The sequence below is a fragment of the Lysobacter sp. H21R4 genome, from assembly GCF_015277535.1.
Classification (GTDB): Bacteria; Pseudomonadota; Gammaproteobacteria; order Xanthomonadales; family Xanthomonadaceae; genus Novilysobacter; species Novilysobacter ciconiae.
Map to the genome: position 1 here is coordinate 1,860,227 of NZ_CP063772.1, position 24,984 is coordinate 1,885,210.

Annotated in this window: 12 protein-coding genes and 2 tRNA genes; 2 read left to right on the forward strand and 12 right to left on the reverse strand. The window is 68.0% G+C overall.

The features are described 5' to 3' along the window. Positions 1 to 4: 4 nt before the first annotated feature. Genes INQ40_RS08480 through INQ40_RS08495 form a run of 4 tightly spaced genes read right to left on the reverse strand, consistent with a single transcriptional unit; the run spans position 5 to position 15,472 of the window. Positions 5 to 913 (reverse strand): glycosyltransferase family A protein, encoded by a 909-nt coding sequence (locus INQ40_RS08480; protein WP_194340094.1) that lies wholly within the window; start codon positions 911 to 913, stop codon positions 5 to 7. Then, the gene (locus tag INQ40_RS08485) at positions 910 to 1,815 is read right to left on the reverse strand and encodes an alpha/beta fold hydrolase (RefSeq protein ID WP_194340095.1); all 906 of its coding nucleotides are present in this window, start codon (positions 1,813 to 1,815) and stop codon (positions 910 to 912) included. The genes INQ40_RS08480 and INQ40_RS08485 overlap by 4 nt, the downstream gene beginning before the upstream one ends. Next, a complete protein-coding gene (locus INQ40_RS08490; RefSeq protein WP_194340096.1) occupies positions 1,812 to 2,612 on the reverse strand; it encodes a hypothetical protein in 801 nt (266 codons plus the stop codon). The genes INQ40_RS08485 and INQ40_RS08490 overlap by 4 nt, the downstream gene beginning before the upstream one ends. Continuing rightward, a complete protein-coding gene (locus INQ40_RS08495) occupies positions 2,612 to 15,472 on the reverse strand; it encodes a non-ribosomal peptide synthetase/type I polyketide synthase (protein WP_228481967.1) in 12,861 nt (4,286 codons plus the stop codon). The genes INQ40_RS08490 and INQ40_RS08495 overlap by 1 nt, the downstream gene beginning before the upstream one ends. 234 nt (positions 15,473 to 15,706) lie before the next feature. Here INQ40_RS08495 and INQ40_RS08500 point away from each other — a divergent pair, with 234 nt between their 5' ends. Then, positions 15,707 to 16,480, forward strand: a complete 774-nt coding sequence (locus INQ40_RS08500; protein WP_194340098.1) for a J domain-containing protein — start codon at positions 15,707 to 15,709, stop codon at positions 16,478 to 16,480. Positions 16,481 to 16,495: 15 nt separating this feature from the next. Here INQ40_RS08500 and INQ40_RS08505 read toward each other — a convergent pair whose 3' ends face one another. Then, positions 16,496 to 17,818, reverse strand: coding sequence for a TIGR03013 family XrtA/PEP-CTERM system glycosyltransferase (locus INQ40_RS08505; RefSeq protein ID WP_228482192.1), 1,323 nt, complete (start codon positions 17,816 to 17,818; stop codon positions 16,496 to 16,498). Positions 17,819 to 17,960: 142 nt separating this feature from the next. Next, positions 17,961 to 18,752 (reverse strand): 4'-phosphopantetheinyl transferase superfamily protein, encoded by a 792-nt coding sequence (locus tag INQ40_RS08510; RefSeq protein ID WP_194340100.1) that lies wholly within the window; start codon positions 18,750 to 18,752, stop codon positions 17,961 to 17,963. A gap of 142 nt (positions 18,753 to 18,894) precedes the next feature. On the opposite strand from INQ40_RS08510, the gene INQ40_RS08515 reads away from it, so the two are divergent. Further along, positions 18,895 to 19,749 carry a TIGR04325 family methyltransferase gene (locus INQ40_RS08515; protein ID WP_194340101.1) on the forward strand — a complete coding sequence of 285 codons (855 nt, stop codon included), beginning with the start codon at positions 18,895 to 18,897 and terminating at the stop codon, positions 19,747 to 19,749. 29 nt (positions 19,750 to 19,778) lie between these two features. Here the strand turns inward: INQ40_RS08515 and INQ40_RS08520 are convergent. From INQ40_RS08520 to recA, 6 genes are all read right to left on the reverse strand, one after another. Further along, positions 19,779 to 19,855: transfer RNA gene (locus INQ40_RS08520), tRNA-Arg, on the reverse strand. Between the two features lie 65 nt (positions 19,856 to 19,920). Continuing rightward, positions 19,921 to 20,012 (reverse strand) — tRNA-Ser (locus INQ40_RS08525). Between the two features lie 65 nt (positions 20,013 to 20,077). After that, positions 20,078 to 20,290, reverse strand: a complete 213-nt coding sequence (gene csrA / locus INQ40_RS08530; protein WP_193983781.1) for a carbon storage regulator CsrA — start codon at positions 20,288 to 20,290, stop codon at positions 20,078 to 20,080. Positions 20,291 to 20,444: 154 nt separating this feature from the next. After that, positions 20,445 to 23,105 (reverse strand): alanine--tRNA ligase, encoded by a 2,661-nt coding sequence (gene alaS / locus INQ40_RS08535; protein WP_194340102.1) that lies wholly within the window; start codon positions 23,103 to 23,105, stop codon positions 20,445 to 20,447. Positions 23,106 to 23,184: 79 nt separating this feature from the next. After that, positions 23,185 to 23,730 carry a recombination regulator RecX gene (recX, locus tag INQ40_RS08540; RefSeq protein WP_194340103.1) on the reverse strand — a complete coding sequence of 182 codons (546 nt, stop codon included), beginning with the start codon at positions 23,728 to 23,730 and terminating at the stop codon, positions 23,185 to 23,187. A gap of 31 nt (positions 23,731 to 23,761) precedes the next feature. After that, positions 23,762 to 24,859, reverse strand: coding sequence for a recombinase RecA (gene recA, locus INQ40_RS08545; protein ID WP_228481968.1), 1,098 nt, complete (start codon positions 24,857 to 24,859; stop codon positions 23,762 to 23,764). Positions 24,860 to 24,984: the final 125 nt, after the last annotated feature.

Consider the following 24,984-nt stretch of genomic DNA (forward strand, 5'->3'; position numbering starts at 1 on the left):
ATCCTCATCGAACCGCTGCCACGTCCCACAGCGCGCGCATGACGCCGCGCCACGCCCGTGGGTCTATCGGTCGCAGCCAGATGGCGCGCGCATACGCACCTACTTGCCGTATCGGCCCGCAATCGGCTTCCTCGGCTTCGCTCAGAGCCACCGCCGACAGCGCCGGCCGGCGCAGGCGCCTCCCTTGGGGGAACTCAAGCATCCGGTCCACCAGCAGCCGGCGGGCCTTCACCATGCGGTCGGAGTGGCGGCTCACCCCGCCGCTGTGCACTCGGTAGTCCGCCGCGTGATAGCTCAGGTGCGTCACACGGCCCTGCAGCGACAGACGCAACCACATGTCGCGATCCTCACACCCCAGGCCTGTGTAGCGCACATCGAACCCGCCCAGCTGCAGCGCCAGATCGCGCGGAAACACCGCCGTCGTGCAGGCGACGTGCTCGTAACGCAACAGGATGGCGGTGAACGGGTCGTGCCCCCACTTGGCCCAGCGATCAGGATCGCGGTAGTCCGCCAGGACGGCGCCGTGCTCGTCGATAAAGCGCACATCTGCATGCACCAGTGCCGTGCCAGCCGTGGATTCCAGCGCCGCGACCGCATTTGCCAGGTGGTGGCGCATCCACAGGTCATCCGCGTCCAGCAACGCCAGGTAGCGGCCGCGAGCGTGCGCAATAGCCGCATTGCGGGCGCTGCAAAACCCGCCGTTGGCCTGGCGGAAATAGCGGACGCGACGGGGATGATCCGCGGCATAGGACCGGCCAATCGCCGTGCTGCGGTCGGTCGAGCCGTCATCAAGAACGACGATCTCGAAATCATCGAAATCCTGCTCGAGCGCACTTAGCAGCGCGGCCTCGAAGAACCGCTCGCCGTTGTACACCGGCATGATGACGCTGACGAGTGGAGCGGACTCGTTCACGGAGCCGGCCTCGCGACCGGTATCGGCGCGGCGTTGATGCGGGGGAATTCGCTTTGCGCCCAGGCCAGCACACGCTGCTGCAGGCGCTGGCGATCGCAGTGCAGGAAAAAGGTGTGGTCGCAGTCCGGCCAATGCTCCAGCGTCACCTGGGCCGCCGCCGCGGCGTTTCCAAGGCCAGCGCGCAACTGCCCGTGATGGTTGAAGTAATGCGAACTGCCGCTGGTGAAGACGAACAGGATGCGGACGTCGCGTTCGACCAGGCGCTGCAGTTGCTGCACGGCGGCGCTCCGCGCAGGGTGTTCGCGGTAAAGGTCCAGGCCCGGCAGCCAGTGATGGCGTTGCAGCGTTCGCCATGCATGCGGCGCGCGCAGTTTCCGGACCAGGTGTCGCAGCCAGAATCCGGGGGTCCGGTAGGCCAGACCATCAAGCAATATCACCCCGGAGATCCGCGGGTCCAGGACCGCCAGCAGGAACGCGTCATCGGCGCCGGAACAGATCCCGCCCACGATGAAGCGATCAGTACCTGTTTCGCTGCGCAGCATCTCGATCGCGGCATCCATCTCCACGCGCCTGCGCTCGGTCGAACCCCGCGTTGAGGCCGCGCTGTCGCCCAGACCTCCCTGATCAAAGCGCAGCACCGCAAAACCGTGTGCCGCCAGCGCCCGGGCCAGCAGGACATAGCCGCGGAAGGGCCCGATCCGGTGCACCAGTCCCGCATTCATGAGCACCACCGCCGCACGCGTGCCAACACCCGCGGGAGGAACGTGCAGTATGCCCAGCAGGCCCGGGCCGAATTGCCGGACGCTCTCGCCAAGCGCGTTCGATTGCCGGCCGATGGGGTCGCGGCCATTGCGCGACCGATCCGCTGACTCGCAGGCCGGCTCGAGGATGACGTTGCTCACGGCGCGTCCCCTCCGGTCAGCCAGCTAACCAGTTGTGCCGCGCTGCGTCTGGGATACGCCTGGGTCTCAAACCGGTGCGGGTCTTCAAAGCAGGGACGGTCGTCGACCTCGAAGGTCCGGCACTCCACGGCAACTCCCGTGCTGCGAAGGCGCTCGACGAAACCCTCGTGCGCGGGTCCGGGCTTCCACGCTGCCATGGTCACGCGACTGCCCGCGGGCAGTGTCACTTGGCCGGCGTCGAACGTGGCGATGGCCGACAGCAATCCCGGATCCACCGCAAAGCCGAGCAGTTCATCGGGCTGCGCAATGCCATGCCCCGTCGGGTAGCGCCCCGCTTCGAGCAACTGCTTGCGGTGCTGCTTCGACCACTCGCCCACCAATTGCTCGCCCGACAGGGTCGGATCCCACAGAACCAGGTCCACCGGCTCGAACTGCGTCGATGCGTGCGCCAGCAGAGGAATGGCTCCGCTTCGAAGCGCCAGCCAGCGGCAGCCGGCCCTGCCGGCCAGTGGGCGGAGCATCGCAAGGGCTTCGCCCAGATCGAGCAGCAGGCCGGCGAGGGTCAGTTCTCCGGTGGCTCCTCCCGAATCGCCCGTGCCGTACCAGTCAAATCGCATGACGTGTGCGCCCGCGCCAGCCAGACCCTCAGCGATGGCGCGAAGGACCCGATGGCTGCGGATGCCATCCTGCAGCAGCGGCGGACACATCAGCAGCGGCGACCTGATGGGTCTTGCCGGCCGGTGCAGGACCCCAAACAGGGGCCGCCGCGTTTCCCCAAAGTAGAAGGCGTCCATCATCACGCCGGATCCCTCGCCCGCGCGAAAAGTCGCGTCAGTCCACGCGTGAATCGTTTGCGCATGCCCGGAGGGGACAGCCTGGCGGCGAGCTCCGGCGTGTCCGCTGCAATTTCGCCCAGCGTCTGTGTGGCCAGCCGCATGAGCTTGAGGCGGACGCCGGTCTCGCGTGCAACACGGTTGGCCATCTGCACCGCAAGCATCGAGTGCCCGCCGAGGTCGAAGAAGTTGTCGCTGGGCCCCACGCGCGTTTCCAGCAATTCGCTCCACAGCGCTTGCAGGTACGCGTACGCCGGGTCCCACCCCGCCGCCGGTGGTGCCTCTGCACCGCCCGGCGTGGCAGGCGCAGGCAGTGAGTGGCGGTCGATCTTGCCGTTTGGCAGCAGGGGGAGCGTCGCCAGTTCAACCACATGCTGGGGAACCATGTAATCGGGCAGGAATCGGCGCAGATGGCCAAGCAGGTCCCGCGGCACGATGGCTGCGCCGGCAGCGGGAACCACGTAGGCCACCAGTCGGACGTCCCCGGGCCGGTCTTCACGCGCAATCACGGTCGCACGCGCGACCACCGGATGGGTCAGCAGGTTGTTGCCGATTTCCTCCAGCTCGATGCGATGGCCGCGAAGCTTGATCTGGAAATCCAGGCGACCCAGGTGCTCGAGCTGCCCGTCCCTGCGCCAGCGGCCGCGATCTCCGGTGCGGTAGAGCTTGGCGGGAACCGCGCCCCCCAGGCCGGCACTGCGGTGACCGGCGGGCTCAGGATCAGCCACGAAGCGCTCGGCCGTCAGCTCCGGCCGGTTAAGGTAGCCCGACGCGACACCGGCCCCACCGATGCAGATTTCCCCGGCCACGCCCAACGCGCAGCGGCGCATCCGGGCATCCAGGATGTGCACCGTCGTGTTGGCGATCGGCGTGCCGATGGGAATGCCGCGGGCCATTGCGCTCACCCGCCAGCAGGTCGACCACACGGTGGTTTCGGTAGGCCCGTAGAGGTTCCAGACGTCATCGGAAAGTTCAACCAGCCGGGACGCCAGGTCCGGCGGCATCGGCTCGCCGCCGCAGAGTATCCGGAAGCCGGACGGCGGCCTCCAGCCGGCGCCAAGCAGCATCCGCCACGTCGACGGCGTTGCCTGCATCAGCGTCGCGTTCTCCTCCTCCAGCTGACGGCGCAGGGCGAATCCGTCGGTCGTGGTCTCACGGCTGGCGAGCAGCACCCTCGCCCCGCTGACCAGCGGCAGGAAGATCTCCAGTACGGCGATATCGAAGGAGGTCGTGGTGACTGCGAGCAGCCGGTCCTGCGGCCCCAGGCCGGGCCGCTCCTGCATGCTGAGCAGGAAGTTGAGCACAGCGCGATGCGACACCTTGACGCCCTTGGGCCTGCCGGTGGAGCCCGAGGTGTAGATCACGTACGCAAGCGACTCCCCGCTGACGGTGCCGGTTGATCCGTTGACCGGCACATGGACGCCGTGGGGCGCCTCGTCCTGCGCGTCCACCAGCAACTGGTCTTCTCGCGGCCATCCGAGCGCGTCCACCAGGCTTTGCTGGCTGATCACCAGCGCCAGACCGGCATCCTCGGCCATGAAACGAAGGCGGTCCGCGGGATAGGCCGGATCGAGTGGCACGTAGGCCGCACCCGCCTTGAGCACCGCGATCATGCTGGCAACCAGATCCACCGACCGCTCCAGGCAGATCCCGACCAGTGAGCCGTGGACCACGCCACGGGCGACGAGCCGCGCCGCAAGGGCCGAGCTTCGGTCGTGCAGCGCGGCGTGGGTGGTATCCAAGCCGGCAAAACGGATCGCGGTGCGCGAGGGCGTCACCATGGACTGCGCATCCAGCCATGCGTGCAGGGTGCCGAACGCAGGCCCTTCGGCGGCGGTGTCATTGCAGGCGGCCAACTGCCGCAATTCGCCACTGTCGAGAATGCCGATATCGCCCACCGGCGTGGAAGCGTCGCGGCACACCGAGTGCAGCAGCGCCTGGTAGCGGCGATTGATCAAAACGGCCGATCCTGCCTCCAGGATGTCAGCGTTGTAGGTCAGGCCACCCGACAGGCCCTCGCCATGCTCCAGGAACCACATGCCGATGTCATTGGCCGCCGCTTTCTGGAACAGCAGCACGTGCTCGTGTCGCAGTCCGCCCCAGCGTGTCGGGCGCTGGCGCGCGTCCTGGAACGAGAACAGGGCCTGGTAGATCGGTGATCGGCTGGGGTCGCGGGCGACGTCCAGCTCACGCACGAGGTGCTCAAACGGCACCTCCGGGTAGGCGAACGCATCCAGCACCGCCTGCCTCACCTGGCGTACCACGGCGATGAAGCTGTGCTCGGGGTCAATCCGCAGCCGCAACGGCAACACGTTCACGAACAGCCCCATCACGGGCTCAAGCGACTGGCTGCTGCGGTTGCGTACTGGCAGGCCAACCACCAGATCGCGCTGGCCGGTGAGCCGGTGCAACAGTACGTAGTACGCGGCCAGCAGGGTCATGAATAAGGTGGCGTCCGCGCGCGCACCGACATGGCGCACCGCGTCGGTCAGCGCCGGCGCCACATGGTTCCACTCGGTACCGCCCCGACCGGACGCCTCTGCCGGTCGCGGGTGGTCGAGCGGCAGCTCCAGCGGTTCAAGATCACCGTCCAGATGCTGCTTCCAGAAGGCCAGCTGCGCCGCCAGCTCGGCTCCGTCCAGCCAGTCCAGATGCCATTGGCTGAAGTCCCCATAGCTGACCGAAAGCTCGGGCAAGGGCGACGCGCGCCCGTGGCTGAAGGCCTGGTAGAGGGCAGCCATCTCGGCGTACATGAGGTCGAAGGACCAGCCGTCCCAGATGATGTGGTGGGTCATGAAGTACAGCACGTGATCCTGCGGCCCCAGCCGGAACAGGCGCGCGCGGAACAGCAACCCGCCCTCGAGCTCGAACGGCGTGGCGGTCATCGCCTCCATCCGGCGCATCAGCTCGGCGAATTGTGCACCGCCGGCCAGCGCGGTCAGGTCCTCCACCGCCAGCGCCGCGTCGACATGGTGCAGCACGTGCTGCACCACTGTGTCCCCATCGGCGGCGATGACCGTGCGCAGGGCCGCCTGGCGCCGCACCATCTCGGCGAAGGCGCGCTGGAACGCCGGCTCGTCGAAATCCCCATGCAGCCTGTGGGCGGACGGCGCGTTGTACACCACGCGGCCCGGTTCCATCTGTTCCATCACCCACAGCCGCTGCTGCATCACCGACAGCGGCGCAAAGGCCTGGTCCGCGCGAGGCTGGATCGGGCGTTGCGGCTTCTGGCCGTCGTTCTGGAGGGTGGCGATCAGTGCGGCCAGTCGCGCCGCGCTAGGTGCGTCGAACACCGAGCGCAGGCTCACCCGCACGCCCAGCTCTGCGGTGAGCCGGGTCGTCAGCTGGGCGGCGAGCAGCGAATGGCCGCCCACCGCGAAGAAGTCATCGTGGATCCCGAGATCCGGCAGGCCCAGCACCTGGGCCATCGCCGCCACGACGCCGCTTTCCAGTTCGCTGCGCGGCTCGTTGTCCGGCAGCGAGGCGGTATCGTTTGCCGGCGCGGGCAATGCCTGCCGGTCCACCTTGCCATTGGACGTAAGCGGGATCGCCTCCACCACCACAAAATGCTGCGGCACCATGTACCCGGGCAGCGTCGTTGCCAGATGCGCGGCCAGGGCGGCCGGCTCAATGCGACTGCCCGGCGCCGCCACGACGTAGGCGACCAGGCGCACATCACCGGGGCGATCCTCCCGGGCCACCACCGTCGATTGGGCCACCGAGGGGTGGGCCGCCAGGGCGACGTCGATCTCGCCCGGCTCGATCCGGTAGCCACGGATCTTGACCTGGTCATCGTTCCGGCCAAGAAAGTCGATCGAGCCGTCCGGCAACCAGCGTGCGAGGTCACCCGTGCGGTACATCCGCGCACCCGGCCGGTCGTCAAACGGGTCATCCACGAAGCGCTCGGCGGTCAGCTGCGGACGGTTCAGGTAACCGCGTGCCACCCCGGCCCCGCCGATATGCAGCTCACCGGTCACGCCCGGCGGCACCGGCTGACTGCAGCCGTCCAGGATGTACATCCGCGCGTTCGCAATCGGTCGACCGATCGGGACGCTCGACCCATTCTCCAGCTCCCCGCTTGTCTCGTGCACGCAACAGCCGACGACAGTCTCCGTCGGTCCGTACTCGTTGACGATGCGCACGCGGGGCTGGATCTCGCGCCACAGCTGCACGGTGGATACCGGTAGCGCTTCGCCGCCCACGACAAACACACCCACGTGGCTCCGGGCGCCGCTGGCCTGCAGCCGCCGCCCCAGGATTTCCAGATGCGCCGGCGTGATCTTGACCAGCCCGCAACCGCGCGGGTCCTGCACGGCGTCGACCAGCCCGTCCACCTCCTGACCTTCGGCAAGCAGACGCACGGTGCCTCCGCACAGCAGCGGCGTGATCAGGCTGGTAAGCGTCGCGTCAAAGGCGATCGACGACGACACCACCGCCCCATGGGCAGGCGCGTAGGCGCGCATGGCCCAGTGCAGGTAATTAGACACTGCCGCGTGCTCGAGCATCACGCCTTTGGGCGTGCCGGTGGAGCCGGAGGTATAGATCACGTACGCCAGGTTGCCGGGCTCGAGACCGCTGTCCCGCTGCGACACGTTGGTCGCCGATTCCCCGTCCCAGGCGCGCACCGCGGCGGTGAGGTTCAGCAGCGGCAGGGAAGTGCCGGCAGCGGCGAGCACCGGGCGGAGCGATGTTTGCGTCAGCACGGCCCGGCACTGGCTGTCTTTGAGCATGAACTTCAGCCGCGCCGGCGGATAACCCGGGTCCAGCGGGACGTACGCACCCCCGGCCTTGAGCACTGCCAGCAAGCCAATCACCAGCTCGGGACCACGCTCCAGGCACAGCGCCACCCGCTGGTCCGGGCCGATACCGAGGTCCCGCAGGTGGTGCGCCAGTTGATTGGCCTGTGCATTCAACGTCCGGTAGTCGAGTGTCCGCGATCCGAACGACACCGCGACGGCATCCGGGGTCCGGTCCACCTGCTGCTCGAAAAGCCGATGCACCAACAGCTCGCCCGCCCAGTCGGTACGGGTGTCGTTCCATCGCTGCAGCACCTGCTGCCGTTGCGCCTGGTCAAGCAGCGGCAAGCGGCCCAGCGCCTGCTCACCGTCCCCGACCATCGCCTGCAACAGCGTGCGCAGGTAGCCCATCCAATGGTGGATGGTGGAAGCATTGAACAGCTCTCGGTTGAACTGGCATTCCAGCCGCAACTCGCCGCGCACCTGCACCGCGTTGACGAACAGCTCGAAATTCTCGAACGTCCGCGCATTCGTGGAGAAGTCCAGGCTCAGCCCCGGCAGGGTGTCACCCTCGAGCCCGAGCGCCTGGTCGATGTTGAACATCACGCTGATCAGCGGGGGCCGGGATTGGTCACGGTCGATCCGCAGCTTCCGCAGCAGAGTTCCGAACGTGTAGCGCTGGTGCTCCAGCGCATCCAGAAGCAGGCACTGGGTGTCGTCGATCGCCGTGGACGCTGGCTGCGCCATGTCGAACGCGAACAGGAGCGGCAGCGCGTTCACGCAATGGCCAACGAGGTTGTCGTGGCCGTCCACCGATTGTCCGGCGGCGGGGATCCCCACCACCACCTGCGATTGCCCGCTCAGGCGCGACAGCAGTCCGGCAAAGGCGGTCAGCAACGTCGCAAACAGGCTCGCCCCGCGGCGGGCGCCCAGCGCGCGGATGGCCTCGACCAGCGGCGCATCAAGCACATGGTCTTCCCGCGCGGCGGCGTAGCTGCGGCGGGAGGGGCGCGGCCGATCCAGAGGCAGCTCCAGCACGGGCGATCCATCGGCGAATCGCGACAGCCAGTACGCTTCGTCCGCCGCAACCGTCGCAGGATCCCGATCGCCGGCAAGCGCGATGGCGTAATCGGCGAAGCTCTCCGGCGGCGGCAGGGGCTGCGCGGGAGCGCCGCTGTATCCGGCGTAAAGGCTGCCCAGCTCACGCACCAGCACCCACCATGACCAGCCATCGCAAACGATGTGGTGGGCGGTGAGCAGAAGCAGATGCTCCTTGTGGGCCACTCGCAGCAACTCGCCCCGGAACAGGCAGTCGCTGCACAGGTCGAACGGGGTCTCCACCGCCAGCCGCTGGCGCTCCGCGACCTTCGCCGCGCGCGCCGAGCCGTCCATGCCCGCCAGGTCGCACCAGCCCAGCGCCAGGTCGACGTGATCCGGCATGCGCAGGGTTTCCCCATCCGCCGAGACGTTGGCACGCAACGCGTCATGCCGAGCCATCAGCTCACTCAGAGCGAGCTGCAACGCGTCGCGGTCGAGCACGCCCTGCAGCTGCAACGTCATCGACTCGTTGAACGCCAGTGACGCGTCCGTGCCCAACTGGCTGGCCAGCCAGATCTCGCGTTGAGGCTCGGTGGTGGGCGCCACGCGGACCTGCGCCGCACCCGGCCGCGGGAGGAAACCGGCCTCCTGCAATTCGGTGATGCCGGCCTTGAACGCCTCCACGATGCGCTGGCAGTCGGCATCGTTGTGAGCGGTGGTGAGGAAGCAGGGAAAGTTGTCGAGGATGTGGATCCCGCGGCTGCGCATCGTCGCAAACAGCAGGTCCTGCAGCGGGTGGTCCTCCAGGAACACCGTCTTCCAGACCGAGGCGAAATGCCTGACCGCGACCGGCGCCCCGACCCGTCGGCAGAACGTGTTGAGCTCGCCGACCATCCTTGCGGTTCGCGCATTGAGTGCCTCCTGCAGACCGGGACCGTGCTTGCGCACATGGGTCAGCACGGCCTTGGCGGCGGCCAAGGCCAGCGGGTGACGGACAAACGTGCCGGCGAAGTAGGTCACCCCGACCAGCGGCACCGAATCGTCGCCATAGTCCCACTGGCCGCCGTCGAGCGCGTCCATGTACTCGCGCTTGCCGCAGATCATGCCGATCGGGTACCCGCCACCGACCACCTTGCCGTAGGTGGCCAGGTCGGCATGGATGCCCAACAGTCCCTGGACGCCGGCCGGATGGGCACGGAAGCCGGTGACTACCTCGTCGAAGACCAGCAGCGCGCCGGCCTCGCTGGTCAGCGCGCGCAATTCGCGCAGGAACGCGAACGGCTGGAAATCCGGGCGACGGCTCTGCACCGGCTCCACCAGCACGGCCGCAATGGTATGTGCGTGCGTGCGCAGGATCTCCAGCGTCTGCGCAGTACCGTACTCCAGCACCATCACGTGCTCGGCAGTGTTGCGCAGGATGCCCGGGGCGGCCGGCACCGCACCCAGGGTGCGGTGGGCGCGCACGATCATCTCGTCGATGATCCCGTGGTAGGCGCCGGTGAACAGCACCACCGTTTCCCGTCCGGTCACCGTGCGCGCAATGCGCAGGGCGCCCAGGACGGCCTCCGATCCGGTATTGCACAGGGCGGCGCGGTCATGGCCGGTGACCTCACAGGCCAGGCGCGCCACCTCACCGGCGAGCGGGTGCTGGGGTCCGATCTCGTAGCCCAGGTCCAGCTGCCCCCGCACCGCGTCCAGCACGAAGTCCGGCTGCCAGCCGAACAGGCTCATGCCGAAGCCGTTGAGCGCGTCGACGTAGTCGTTTCCGTCCAGATCCTGCAGGTGCGATCCGCGCGAGCGCTCCATCACGATCGGGTAGATGATCTCCTTCAGCAGGGGACGGAAGCCGTTGACCACCCGCGGGTCGGCCATGTGCGGGCGATGGCGGCGCGCGTAGTCCTTGGACGCACGGGTACCGGCGACGTAGCGCTGGATAAAGCGATCCAGGTGCCGCTGCTGGTCGGCGTCGGGGACGAAACCGGCGCCGGTATCGATCCGCGCAATCGCACCAAACGCCTTTTTCACGTCGTACCTGACGTGCGCCGCCGGCTCGGCGGTGATCTGCGCCGCGCTTTGTTGGTCGGCAGCGGTCGCTTCGACCGCCGCGGGCGCGCGAACCGCCAAAGTCGTCGCAGGCACGATGGGGGCCTCTGCCAGCGGGCTCGCGACCGGCAGGTTCGCCTCGAGCCATGCCAGCAGACGCTCCGGGCTGGCGCATTCGCTCATCAGCTGGCGGAAGGTGATCTTCACCGCGAACGTTTTCTGCAGCTGCAATGCCACCTGCGTCAGCATCAGACTGTCCAGGCCGAGCTCGATGAAGTTCATCGATGCGTCGCTGTCGGTCAGGTCGAAGCCGGCCACCTCTTCCACCACCTGGTTGAGCCGGCCGGCGAGGCCGCGTGCGTACGCGTCCTCGTGCGATGCCTGCGTGCTCGACGCCTCCGGTACCGCGGGAGTCTGTGTTGCACCGTGCACCTGCGCCGCAGCGGGCAACGTCGAGTGCGGATCCGGGGCGACGGCCTCCAATGCAGGGGATCCGTGCGACACGGCCGGTGCGCTGGCAGCGGCATCCACCCAGTGCCGCGTGCGCTGGAACGGGTAGGTCGGCAGGCGCACCCGCTGGCGGCGTTGCCGCCGGTCCAGGCGCGCCGGGTCCAGCGCGGCCCCCTTGACCCACAGCTCGCCCACAGCGACACGCACGCTTGCGGTCTCCGCCGCGGGCGTATCCCCAAGCGAGGCGATGCACGCGATCCCCTGCTTTTGTACGGCGGGGTGCTGGCGCGACAGGCGGCTCAGCCCCGCGCGCGGGCCGACTTCCAGCAGCACCCGGTCCGGCTGATCCGCAAGCAGGCACTTCAGCGCGGCGGCAAAACGCACGGGCTCGCGCAGGTGACGCGCCCAGTAAGCGGTCGAGCCTGCCGCGTTGGTATCCAACCACTGGCCGGTCGCAGTGGAGACGAGCGGGATAGTTGGCGGCGCCAACTCCACCCCGTCCATCGCGGCGCGAAAGGCTTCCACCACCGGATCCATCATCGCGGAATGGAACGCGTGGGAGGTCTCCAGCAAGCGGCACGCGATCGCCTCGCCTTCCAGTTCGGCCTGGAAGGCGGCAATCGCGTCGACAGGACCGGACACGACACACGCAGCGGGCGCGTTTTCGGCTGCCAGCGACAGCCCGGCAGGCAGGCGTGGCAGCAGTTGCGCAAGCGACAGGCGCACCGAAAGCATGGCCCCGGCCGGTTGTTCCTGCATCAGCCGACCCCGTTGCGCGACGAGTCGCAAACCGTCCGTCAGGCTGAACACCCCCGCCAGCGTGGCGGCCACGAACTCGCCAACGCTGTGGCCGACCATTGCGACAGGCACGAGCCCCAGGCTTGCCCACCACTTCGCCAGGGCGTACTCGATCACGAACGTCGCCGGCTGCATCATGCCCGTCGGCCGTAGGGCCTGCGGGTCGTCGCTGAACATCCGCTCGCGCAAATCCAGGCCCGCCAGGTCGCCGGGGCGATCATCCAGGACCGCGAGGCACGCATCGAAGGCAGTGCGGAAGACAGGCTCGGTCTCGTACAGACCGCGCCCCATGCCCGGGTAGGTCGCGCCCTGGCCGGGGAACACGAACACGCAGCCGGGCTCGCGCGCCGGTTCGCTGCGAGTGATCGCGCGGGCAGTGCCTTCTGCGCTAAATGCGCTTATCGCTGCGCCGTGGTGGTCGGCAACCACCGAGACACGGTGGGCAAAGGCCTTGCGCCCGACTGCCAGCGTCCAGGCCACATCGGCCAGGTTGTCCGCAGGTTGCGTGTGCAGATGGTCCGCCAGCAGCCTCGCAGCGTTCGCCAAGGCAGCCGGCGTGCGCGCCGACAGCACCAGCAACTGCGGGCCACTGGCCGGTTCGGATGGCAACGTGGCGGGCGCCTCCTCCAGCACGACGTGGGCGTTCGTGCCGCCCACCCCGAACGAACTGACGCCGGCCCGACGCGGCACCGGACCGGCCGGCCAATCGCTGCGCGCCGCGTTCACCACGAATGGCGAGCCGGCAAAATCAATCGTCGGGTTCGGCCGGCTGAAGTGGATGCTGGCCGGAACGCACTGCCGCTCCAGGGCCAGCGCTGCCTTGATCACGCCGGCCGCGCCGGCCGCGGTAACCATGTGGCCAACGTTGCTTTTCAATGATCCGATGCGGCAGAACCCGACCTCGTCGGTGCTCGAGCGAAACGCCGAGGTCAGGCCCTGCACCTCGATGGGATCGCCCAGCGGCGTCGCGGTGCCGTGCGCCTCGACGTAGCCGATCGACCGTGCATCGACGCCCGCATCGGCGAGTGCCATGGACACGACCGTCGCCTGCCCGCGCATGCTGGGAGCGGTAAAGCTGGCCTTGTCTGCGCCGTCGTTGTTGACCGCGCGGCCGCGGATCACCGCATGCACGTGGTCGCCATCGGCGATGGCATCGGCCAGGCGCTTCAGCAGCACCACCGCGGCGCCGTCGCTGAAAACCGTTCCCTGTGCCTGCGCGTCGAAGGTGCGGGTATGGCCGTCCGGCGACAGCATCGCGCCTTCCTGATAGGCGTATCCGCTGCGGGGCGGACAGGTGATCGCCACGCCCCCGGCCAGCGCCATGTCGCACTGACCGCCGCGCAGGCTGTCGATGGCCTGGCAGATCGCCACCAGCGAGGTCGAACAGGCGGTGTGCACGCTGACCGCCGGGCCGGTGAGGTTGAGTTTGTGCGCGACCCGGCTGGCGATGTAGTCCTTCTCGTTGTTCAGCATGACCTGGAATGCGCCGACCTTCCCGACCCGGTCCGGGTGCGCGGCGACGTGGCGCTGGAAATAGGTCGCGTTGTACATGCCGGCGAACACGCCAACCGGCGAGAGCGTCGCGTCCGGCACGTGGCCGGCACGCTCCAGGCACTCCCAGCACAGCTCCAGGAAAACCCGCTGCTGCGGATCCATCAGCTCGGCCTCCCGCGGCCCGATCCCGAAGAAGCCGGCGTCGAACTGTTCCACGCCGTCGACCACGCCGCGCGCCGGCACGTACAACGGGTCGGCGCGATCGGTCTCCGGCACCGCGGGATCCAGTCCCTCCAGGCCGAATCGGGTGATGGAGTCGCGCCCGTCCAGCAGGTTCTGCCAGAACGCCTCGACATCCGCGGCACCGGGAAAACGCCCGGCCATGCCGATGATGGCGACGGGCTCGGCACCGGCGCCACCCAGCGTCGCCGCCGGTCGGTGCGCATCGCGAGCGCGGGTCACTTCCGAAGCGGCGGTCGCCTTATCCGCTCCGGAAACCGCGCCCGCCTCGATCACACGCGCGAGTGCCGCGGCCGTGGGGCTGCTAAACAGGCTGGTAGCGGGGATCGGCTGCCCGTTCGCGTCGGGCCCGATCGCTTCCAGCAGCCGCAATCCCAACAGTGAATCACCACCGAGCTCGAAAAAGTTGTCGTGGCGCCCGACCCGATCGAGGTCCAGCAACTCCGCCATCGCGTCGCACACCCGCGCCTCAAGCTCGCCCATCGGCGGCTGATACGCGCATGCCAGCTCGGGCCTGCTGCGGTCCGGCGTCGGCAGCGCGCGCCTGTCCAGCTTGCCGTTCGCGGTCACCGGCAGCGCGTCCAGACGAACGTAGCGCGCGGGCAGCATGTACTCCGGCAGTTTGGCGGCGAGCGCCGCACGCAGGTCCGGTTCGCGGTACCGATCACCATCGGCGACGCAGTACGCCACCAGGTGCTGGCGACCGGCCTTGTCGGCCAAGGCGGCGACACAGCTGGCACGGATCGAGGGGAGCGCTGACAGCGCCGCCTCGATCTCCGCCGGCTCGATCCGGTAACCGCGGATCTTGACCTGATCGTCCATGCGACCCATGAACTCCAGCGCCCCGTCTGCCCGCAAGCGGACCAGGTCGCCGGTGCGATAGAGGCGCCCGCCGTCGCCAGAAACCCTGTCCGGCACGAAACGCTCTGCCGTCAACCCCGGCTGGCGGAGATAGCCGCGAGCCACACCTTGTCCTCCGACATGGAGTTCGCCGGTGACACCGTCAGCCACCGGCTCACCGCTGGAGTCGAGCACCAGCACGCGCGTCGTGCCGATCGGCCGGCCGATCGGCACGCGCGCCGCGCTGGCGGGAAAGTCGTGCGGGATCGGCCAGGTGCAGGTGAACGTGGTGCACTCGGTGGGACCGTAACCGTTGTGCAACCGGGTGCGCGGCGCGCCGGCCAGCATACGCCGCACGTGCGGCACCGACAGCGCCTCGCCACCGGTAAACAACTCGCGCAGGCCGGCCAGGTGTGCGGGATCCTCATCGACTACCGCGTTGAACAGTGCAGCCGTCAACCACGCGGTGGTGACCCCGTGCGTGGCAATGCACCGCGCCAGGCCTGCGCCAGTGGAAGTGGCCTCGTCATGCACAACGACGCGGCCCCCGTTGAGCAGCGGCCCCCAGAGTTCCAGGGTCGACGCGTCGAAGCCCAGGGGCGCGGCGTGGAGCATGCGCGTGTCCGGACCCAGCTCGATGTAGTCCACGTCGCACACCAGGTGGATGATCGAGCGGTGGCGGATCTCCACGCCTTTGGGCCGCCCGGTCGACCCGGAGGTGTACATCACGTAGGCCAGCGAATCGCCGTCGATGGCCGGCGCGGCGGCGATTGCCCGGTGGCCCGTTTCAGGCTCGCCCGGCCCGCTCGGGACCGCCGCTATCGGCTGCACCGTTGTGGGCCATCCGCTGTCACCGCCCTCCCCCACCAGCACCACGGATGCGCCCGCGTCGCGGAGCATGAATGCCCGGCGCTCGGGCGGCTGACCGGCATCCAACGGCAAATAGGCCGCGCCGCATTTCAGCACCGCCAGCAGCGCCACCACCGATGCCGCTGAACGTGGCGTTGCGACCGCCACCACGTCCCCAGGCGAGACTCCTTCCCCGCGCATTCGCTGAGCCAGGGCGTGCGCGCGCCGATCAAGCTGCGCGTAGGTCAGCACAACAGCGCCGTCGACCACCGCGATGGCACCCGGGTCGCGCGCGCATACGGCATCGAAGACCGAGGTCACTGTGCGTGCGGACACGCCGGCTGTTGCGATCGCAATGGCTGGATACGGATTCATTGCCACACTGGTTGCTGACACTCGGCGCCCCTTGCAGCCTGTCAGGTCTCCGCTACGGAACCTGCTACTTAGATGAAACGCACAGCGGGAGGGCTCGCGGCCAACGGACTGCCTGTCGCGGCGCCTGCGCTTGAATTCCATCCGTCAGGGACGCCACGATGGCGTGTTCGGGCGAAATTGGATCGCGGCAAATCGATGAAAACCGACTTCAGCCAGCTCTACTCAAGCCTCGGCCTGCGCCCCGGGTGCACGCTGGCGGAGTTGCGTCACGCCTATCGGCAACGCATCGGCCGGATCCATCCGGACCGGAATGCGGATATCGACGACAACGATGAACTGCCCGAACTGCTGCGGCTGTATTCCACCGCCGTGCGCTTCCACCGCCGGCACGGCCGCCTGCCCGGCTCGCTGATTGACCGTGCCGTTTCGACGACGCCAGCAGGGCGCACCGCCAGCGCCAGCGTCGAGCCGCTCATTGGGCAGCGCGCAATCGATCCGGCGCCGGCCATGGCAGGCGACCCGGCCCCGCTCTCCGGGTTCCGCCCGACGCCCACGAAATGGCCGCTCGCCTTCGCCGGCGTGCTCGCGGCGGCGATGCTGTTCCTCGCGCTTGCCTGGGACCGGCAGGTGGACACCGCGGTCAAGGCAACGATCCCGGCCGACCTCCTCGGCACGGCACCGGCTGCGTCGGATGGCGCAACGCCGATCGCATCCGGTATCGCCGGCGCGCTCACGTCCGACGCCGCCGACATGGCGGCGACCCCGGCGCGCCGTCGCCTGCTCGAGCCGGGTATGGATACGACCAGCGTGATCCTGATCCAGGGCAAGCCGCTTGCCGTCAACGGCAACCGCTGGGACTACGGCCCGTCCTGGCTGCGGTTCGAGGACGGCCAGCTGGTCGACTGGTACAACTCGCCGCTGCATCCCTTGAAGGTGAGCGGTACGTCGCCGGCGCACGCGGCGCGATGATGCCGTGCCGCGCGGTCAACGCGCACCGCGCCGGAACAGCACCACCTCCACGGTCTGCAGCAGGATCATCAGGTCAAACAGCAGGCCGTGGTTCTTGACGTAGAACAGGTCGAACTTCAGCTTCTCCTCCGCATCGCGAACCGACGCGCCGTAGGGATAGCGCAGCTGTGCCCATCCGGTGAGCCCCGGTTTCATGCAGTGGCGGACGTTGTAGTAGCGGATGTCCTGGTTCAGGCGGTCGACGAACTGCGGCCGCTCGGGACGCGGCCCGACGAAGCTCATGTCACCGCGCAGCACGTTGAACAGTTGCGGCAACTCATCCAGCCGCGTCATCCGGATGAACCGACCCACCCGTGTGCTGCGCTTGTCGTCCGCGGACGCCCACTGCGCCACGCCGTTCTGCTCCGCGTCAGCGCGCATGCTGCGGAACTTGACCAGCTCGAAGGCGCTGCCGTCCTCGCCGACGCGCGTCTGCCGGTACAGCACCGGGCCGCCGCTCTCGACCCACACGCAGGCCATCACCACCAGCATCACCGGCCACGCCACCAGCAACAACGCCCCCGCAGCGAGCAGGTCGAACAGGCGCTTGGTCAGCCGCCGCGGCATCGAATGGTCAAACCCGCCGGAGAACACCAGCCACGACGGATCGGCGATGCTCATCGTCACCACTCCCGCCTCGCGCTCGAAAAACGTCGACAGGTCGGTCATCGACACGCCGCGCTGCACGCACGCCAGCATGGCCTCCATCGGCATTCCGCCGCGGCGCTCGTCGAGGGCGACAACGATCTCGTGCACCTGCAGGCGGCGCGCCAGATCGGCCAGTCCCATCACGTCCTCAAGCACCACGGCGTCGGCCACCACCAGCTCCTGCCCGGGCACGGCCACGAACCCGACCAGCGAGAATGACCGGCGATCGCTGCGTCGCCGCAGCCGCGTATTGATCAGGTTGGCGTTGCGGCCCGCGCCCAGCACCAGCACCCGGCGCCGGAAGGTTTCGATGTGCCCCAAGCGCTCCATCACGAGTCGCAGCGCGAATATCAGCATCAGCCCCAACGCCAGGGCGAGCGCCAGAACGCCGCGTCCGATGTAGGCGGCCGGCACCAGGTAATAGAGCACCAGCAGCGCCACGCCGCCGAAGGCGAACGACAGCACCAGGCGCAGGACAAAATCGGTCCGGTTGTGCCGCACGTGCACCTGGTACAAGCCGAACGCCGCCATGGCCGTGGTGATGAATGCCGCCACCACCAGGATCCGCACCGGCGCGGTGCCCAGAAAGAAGAGGTAGGAGTCCGAGTCGCGCATGAACCGCAACCACGCGGCCGCGGCAACCACGACCATGAGCACGCAGGACTCCAACAACCAAAGCCACAACGCTGCGCGACTCTTCGCGCTCGACACCTGAGGTTTCACTGCATCCCCCCGTACCGGCTTCCGGTTCACCCGTGCTGTAGCCAACGCTGCGCGCTGCCACATCCGGCCGCTAGTGCCGATCCATCGGCACCGTATGGCGCATCCATACGGTTTCCACGCTCGCCCCCGGCGGCGCGGCGATCGCGCCCACCAGCTCCGGCCCGATATCGAGCATCTGCAGGTGGGTCAGTTGCGGCTCCGGAGGCGACAGCGGCTGGGAGCTTTCATCCGGAGCCTCGAAGGTGTCCATTTCCCGTGCCATGCCGACGCCCGCGGCCTTCAGCAGGGCCTCCTTGCGCACCCACAGCGCGAGCAGCGCGCGCCTGTAAGCCGCGACGTCCATGCCCGCCAGGGCGGCCAGTTCGTTGGGGTGGCATACCCGACTGGCGATCTTCGCCATTACCGCCGTTCGTTCTGCCGGCTCGATGTCCACGCCCACCGGCCCGGCGCCCGTCACCGCCGCGGCCACCCAGCGCCCGGCGTGGGTGAGGCTGGTGGATATCGCCGCGTCCTGCAGCCGCGGGCAGCCCAGCGCGTCGCGCAGCAACGGAACCGCCACCGCATCCACGCCCATCCGCGCGCCCAGCAGCAGCCTGTGCAGCGCGTACGTAAGGATCAGCCGGTCCTGGTCCTGCGGCCGACGCTGGCGCTGCGCGCGCGCAAGATCGCCCGCGTCCAGCAGCAGCGCGGCATCTTCCAGCCAGGTCATCCAGTCCGCCAGTTCGAACAGCGCCACCGCCACCTGGGCCGACGACCCGGACGGCCAGTCCGCAGATGGCAACGCGGTCCGGAAGGCGGCCCTCAGCCCGAACCTGTCCGGATTCGGACCGGCCCGGTCATCGTCCACCTCACTGTCCGACATACGCGCCTCGTTTTTGTCGCCTGTCTGCGGACAACGCCGTGAGCGCAGCGCGCAGGCCACAACGGGCGGCGGCTGCGAGCTGTCCGGCGCAGGGCGGAAACCGCGTAAGACAGGGAAACTCCCGCGATGGACGACCGCCTCAATGGCAGCCAAAGCCCCCCATCCGATCGCGCCGCACCCGATCGCGGGCAACCTGCGCCGCATGGCCAACGAGGCCGCGGAATTGCCCGGCATCCGTCTGGTGGCCGAACCCGTCTACCGTCGCCGGTTCGTACGGGAGCGCCAGGGCAACACCTACCTGGGCGTCTATCCCAGTTTCGAGGCGGCGATGGCGGCCGCGCCCCAGGTCCTGCCGAACACCTATGACACAGCCGCCGCCGGCGAGCTCTACCGCAGTCGCCTGCACCAATTGACGGTCAGCGATTACCCGGTGCTGCACTGGATGTCGCGCCTGCTCGCGGCTGGCCAGCGCCGCGTGTTCGACCTGGGCGGCCACATCGGCGTGAGTTACTACGCGCTGCGGCGCTACCTGGACTACCCGCCCGATTTGCACTGGCTGGTCCACGACGTGCCAAGCGTGGTCGATGCCGGGCGTCAATGGGCGCGCGACCACGACCAATGGCGCCAGCTCGCCTTCTCCACCGAAGTGGCACATGCCGATGGCCGCGATATCCTGATTGCCAGCGGCGCGCTGCAGTATCTGGACTACAGCCTGCCGGAGCTGTTGAGCCGGCTCGCGCGGGCGCCGGCGCATGTGGTGGTCAACCTCACCCCGATGCATCCGGAGCTCAGCTATTTCACCCTGCAGAACCTGGGCACCGCCATCTGTCCGTACCGGGTCAGCGCGGTGCCGCAATTCCTGGAGGAAATGTCAGCGCTGGACTACACCGTCGTCGACCGCTGGGAATCGTTCGAGCGCCATCTGCGGCTGCCGTTCGCGCCCCGATACAGCATCGACCGCTATCACGGGTTCTATCTAAAGCAAAAGGGCCGATGAGTTGGACTCATCGACCCTTTCGTTTTGTTTGGTGCGCCCGGAAGGATTCGAACCTCCGACCCCCAAGTTCGTAGCCTGGTGCTCTATCCAGCTGAGCTACGGGCGCGTAATCGGAGAATTATGACGATGAATCTGAAACCCGTCAATCCCTGCCGATCGTGTTGCGAAGATTGGCGGAGAGTGAGGGATTCGAACCCTCGATGGAGTTTAACCCCCATACTCCCTTAGCAGGGGAGCCCCTTCAGCCACTCGGGCAACTCTCCGCGGTCCACATCATTGATGCGGGCGGGAAGCATAACGGCTGATCGTCCCCGCGGCAAACCTTTTGTCAGTCCGCCGGGTCTTCCACCGCGGTGTCGCTGCCGGTGGCCGCATCTTCGCCCCGCTGGATGCGCTGGTAGATCTCTTCGCGGTGAACTGCGACATCCTTTGGTGCAGTGATGCCGACTCGCACCTGGTTGCCCTTCACGCCGAGCACGGTGACCGTCACCGAGTCGCCGATCATCAGGGTTTCGCCGACGCGTCGCGTCAGGATAAGCATTGTCCAATTCTCCTTGTGCCGGTGCGCCTGCACCGAAGCCATGCTCCCGGAACCCCGAAAACAGTCGCTACTGGGTAAACGATGATTATCGGCTTGTCCGGACACTTGTCACAATGGAAAGAAGTCATGCTGACCCGTACAAGTCAGGCAGCGGTCAGGAAACCCGCTCGCGCACCCAATCGGCAACGCCGTCGAGCACACTTGGCAAGATCGGCAGGTCTTCGCCGCCGCCCTGCGCCATGTCCGGCCGTCCGCCGCCCTTGCCATTAATCTGGGTTGCGACGTGGGAGAGCAATTCGCCGGCCTTGACCTTGCCCGCCGCGGCGCCGTTGACGCCTGCCACCAGGCTGACCTTGCCGTCCTTCGCGCCGGCGAGTACCACCACCGCGTCGCCCAACTGCTGGCGCAGGCGATCAAGCGCGTCACGCAGCGCCTTCGCATCGAAGCCTTCCAGCCGCACCGCCAGGACCTTGATGCCGTCCACCTCGACCGCGGCGCCGGCCAGATCGGCGGTCGCGCCGGAGGCAAGCTTCGCCTTCACCGCGTCCAACTCGCGCTCCAGCTTCTTCTGGCGCTCCAGCAGGCTGCGCAGCTTGTCGGTGATGTCCGCCGGGCTGCCGCCCAACAGCTGCGCGGCGTCTCGCAGGCGCTTTTCCTCCGCGTCGATATGGTCGAGCGCGCCCTGCCCGGTCACCGCCTCGATGCGGCGCACGCCCGCGGACACGCCGCCCTCGGACAGGATTTTGAACACCCCGATGTCGCCGGTGCGGCTGACATGGGTGCCGCCGCACAACTCGGTTGACGTCTCGCCCATGCGCAGCACGCGCACCTGATCGCCGTACTTCTCGCCGAACAGCGCCATCGCACCGAAATCCAGCGCTTCCTGCATACCCATCTGGTGCACTTCGGCCTCGTGGTTGGCGCGGATCTCGGCGTTGACCTTGCGCTCGATGACGGCCAATTCCTCGGTCGTCACCGGCTGGAAGTGCGAGAAGTCGAACCGCAGCCGGTCCGGTGCGACCAGCGAGCCCTTCTGCAGGACGTGCGTACCGAGCACGTCGCGTAGCGCGGCGTGCAGCAGGTGGGTGGCGGAGTGATTGAGCACGATGGCGCCGCGACGGGTCGCCTCGATCCGCGCGTGCACCTTGTCACCGAGACGGAGCGCGCCGCTGCGCAGCGTGCCGACGTGGCCGTGGAACTGGCCACCGAACTTCACCGTGTCGCGCACGTCGAACATCGCTCCGGCCGAGACCAGCTCACCGGCATCCCCCATCTGGCCGCCGCTCTCGGCGTAGAACGGGGTGTCGGCCAGCAGGACGACCGCTTCCTCGCCCGCCTCGATCCGGTCCAGGGCGCGGCCATCGCGCAGCAGGCCGACGACTGCCAGGCCTTCGGCCTCCACGCAGTCGTAGCCAAGGAACCGCGTCGGCGACAGTTGCCCCGCAAGCTCGGCCGGCATGGTCGCGGTGTTGCCGAACTTGCCGGCGGCCCGCGCGGTATCGCGCTGGCGCTGCATGGCGGCGTCGAAGCCTTCCATGTCCACGGTCAGTCCGCGCTCGCGCGCAATGTCGGCGGTGAGGTCCACCGGAAAGCCGTAGGTGTCGTACAGGCGGAACGCGTCCGCGCCGGGAATAGTGCCGCCCGAACCGGCAGCCACTTCATCAAAGATCCGCATGCCCGCATCCAGGGTCTCGGCGAAGCGCTCTTCCTCGGCCAGCAGCGCGCGCTCGATCAGCCCGCGCTGGGCTTCCAGCTCCGGGTACGCCTCGCCCATGGTCTCGATCAGCGGTTGCAGCATCGAATGGAAGAACGGTTGCTTCTGGCCCAGCATCCAGCCGTGGCGCAACGCGCGGCGGATGATCCGGCGCAGCACGTAGCCGCGGCCCTCATTCGACGGCAACACGCCATCGACGATCAGGAAGGCGCAGGCGCGGATGTGATCGGCAATGACGCGCAGAGACTTGTTGTCCAGATCCTGCGTGCCGGTCAGGCGTGCAGCGGCGGCAATCAGGTGCTGGAAGGTGTCGATCTCGTAGTTGCCGTGCTTGCCCTGCAGGATGGCGGCCAGGCGCTCCAGGCCCATGCCGGTATCCACGCAGGGCGCCGGCAGCGGCGCCAGGGTGCCGTCGGGCTGGCGGTCGAACTGCATGAACACCAGATTCCAGATCTCGATGAAACGGTCGCCGTCCTCATCCGGCGAGCCCGGCGGTCCACCAAAGTGCTGCTCACCGTGGTCGTAGAAGATCTCGGTGCACGGCCCGCACGGCCCGGTGTCGGCCATCTGCCAGAAGTTGTCGGAGGCGAACGGCGCGCCCTTGTTGTCGCCGATGCGGATGATGCGGTCCTCGGTCACGCCGATTTCGTCCCGCCAGATGGCATAGGCCTCGTCATCGGTCTGGTACACGGTGACCAGCAGGCGCTGGGGGTCCAGGCCCCACACGTCGGTCAGCAGCTCCCACGCCCACTTGATGGCGTCGAGCTTGAAGTAATCGCCAAACGACCAGTTGCCGAGCATCTCGAAGAAGGTGTGGTGGCGCGCGGTGTAGCCGACCTGGTCCAGGTCGTTGTGCTTGCCGCCCGCACGCAGGCAGCGCTGGACGTCGGCCGCGCGCACGTAACCCGGCTTCTCGCTGCCCAGGAACACGTCCTTGAACTGGACCATCCCGGAGTTGGTGAACAGCAGGGTGGGATCATTGGCCGGGATCAGCGACGCCGACGGCACGATCGTATGCCCGCGCTCGCGGAAGAACTCGAGGAAATCACGGCGGATCTGGTTGGAGTTGGGCGGGCTGGAGCTGGAGTTGGGAGCGTTCATGCCTGGCACGGGAAGTCAAAGGGCTGTGCGTGGACTCGACGCCGGTCCCCGCAAGCCGCTTAGCGTATCAGGGACGGGTTCAGCAGCCGAACGAATCGTCCGGATCAAAGCGCGTCGCGGCGCGGACCACGTCGCCGGAAAACCCCCGCCGCATCAAGGTGTCGGCGGCCTTGCGGCGCACCGCGATGTCGTCATGGATCGCGTTTCCGTAACGGCGAGCCACCAGATCGCGCGCGTTCTCCACCCAACTGCCCTCGAAGGTATCCAGCGCCGCGGCGATCGCGTCATCGTCCAGGCCGTGCATGCGCAGCTCCGCGCGGATGTGGATCGGCCCGTAGCCGCTGCCGGTGCGGTTGCGGACCACGCTCTCGGCAAACCGGTTGTCATCCTGCCAGCCGGCGTCGGCGAGCTTGTCCACCGCCGCCTCGACCTCGCGCGCGTCCAGCCCGCGGGACGTGAGCTTGGTGGTCAGTTCCTTGCGCGAGTGTTCGCGCCGGGCCAGCAGGCCCAGCGCGCGTTGCAGCGGTGTGGCCGGCTCGCGCTTGCGTCGCCGGCCCGTCGTGCGGCCTGGTTCGGTATCGAACAGGCCTCCGCCGCTTTCATCGTTGGAGCTTTCGTCCTGCATTGCCCTGCATCGATCGGATCACGCGGCCCGATCAGACCTCGGCCTTGGCGCCCTTCGCCGGCTTGCCGACCTTGGCGTCCCTGGCATCCTCTTCGTCTTCCGTACCCGCCGCCGCGGCTTCCGCCTTGACGATCTCGATGGGCACCAGACGCTTGCGGATCTCGGCCTCCAGGCGCTCGGCGAGTTCGACGTTGTCCTTGAGGTACTGGCGGGCGTTCTCCTTGCCCTGGCCGATGCGCTCCTCGCCCATGCTGTACCAGGCGCCTGCGCGCTCGACCAGCTTGGCCTCCAAACCCATCTCGATCAGCTCGCCCTCGCGGGAGATGCCCTCACCGTAGAGGATCTCGGTGATGACCTGCTTGAACGGCGGCGCCATCTTGTTCTTGACCACCTTGATGCGGGTCTGGTTGCCGATGATCTCGTCGCCCTTCTTGACCGCACCGATCCGGCGGATGTCCAGGCGCACGGAGGCGTAGAACTTCAACGCGTTGCCGCCGGTGGTCACCTCCGGGCTCTGGCCCGGCATCATCTGGCCGATCTTGTGGCGCAGCTGGTTGATGAAGACCACCAGGGTGCCGGAACGCTTGATGTTGCCGGTCAGCTTGCGCAGGGCCTGGCTCATCAGGCGGGCCTGCAGGCCGGGCAACTGGTCGCCCATCTCGCCCTCGATCTCGGCCCGTGGGGTGAGCGCAGCGACCGAGTCGATCACCACGATGTCCACCGCGGCGGAGCGCACCAGCATGTCGGCGATTTCCAGTGCCTGCTCACCGGTGTCGGGCTGCGAGAGCAGCAGGTCTTCGACATTCACGCCCAGCTTGGCGGCGTAGGTCGGATCGAGGGCGTGCTCGGCGTCGATGAACGCAGCGGTGCCGCCCATCTTCTGGCACTCGGCAATCGCCTGCAGGGTCAGGGTGGTCTTGCCGGAGGACTCCGGACCGTAGATCTCGACCACGCGGCCCTTGGGCAGGCCGCCGATGCCGAGCGCGATGTCCAGCATCAGCGAACCGGTGCCGATGACCTCGGCGGCTTCGACGACACGGTCGCCCATGCGCATGACCGAACCCTTGCCAAACTGCTTCTCGATCTGGCCCAAGGCCGCGGAAAGAGCGCGCTTTTTGTTCTCGTCCATTGGGGTTTTCCTTGTTGCCATCAGTGAATGAATCCAGCGTAGTGGGAGGCCGTCGCATACGCTGCGACCGCGACCGTGATTGGGAAATTAGGTGAGACGGCCATTGTCGGCCATCGGCGCGGCGC

What these genes read in the sequence shown, in the direction of transcription:
- csrA (WP_193983781.1), bottom strand. Translation starts at nt 20,290, where the DNA reads ATGCTTATCCTGACGCGACGCGTCGGCGAAACCCTGATGATCGGCGAC.
- recA (WP_228481968.1), bottom strand. Translation starts at nt 24,859, where the DNA reads ATGGACGAGAACAAAAAGCGCGCTCTTTCCGCGGCCTTGGGCCAGATC.
- alaS (WP_194340102.1), bottom strand. Translation starts at nt 23,105, where the DNA reads ATGAACGCTCCCAACTCCAGCTCCAGCCCGCCCAACTCCAACCAGATC.
- INQ40_RS08510 (WP_194340100.1), bottom strand. Translation starts at nt 18,752, where the DNA reads ATGTCGGACAGTGAGGTGGACGATGACCGGGCCGGTCCGAATCCGGAC.
- INQ40_RS08500 (WP_194340098.1), top strand. Translation starts at nt 15,707, where the DNA reads ATGAAAACCGACTTCAGCCAGCTCTACTCAAGCCTCGGCCTGCGCCCC.
- INQ40_RS08515 (WP_194340101.1), top strand. Translation starts at nt 18,895, where the DNA reads ATGGCAGCCAAAGCCCCCCATCCGATCGCGCCGCACCCGATCGCGGGC.
- INQ40_RS08490 (WP_194340096.1), bottom strand. Translation starts at nt 2,612, where the DNA reads ATGATGGACGCCTTCTACTTTGGGGAAACGCGGCGGCCCCTGTTTGGG.
- recX (WP_194340103.1), bottom strand. Translation starts at nt 23,730, where the DNA reads ATGCAGGACGAAAGCTCCAACGATGAAAGCGGCGGAGGCCTGTTCGAT.
- INQ40_RS08505 (WP_228482192.1), bottom strand. Translation starts at nt 17,818, where the DNA reads ATGGTCGTGGTTGCCGCGGCCGCGTGGTTGCGGTTCATGCGCGACTCG.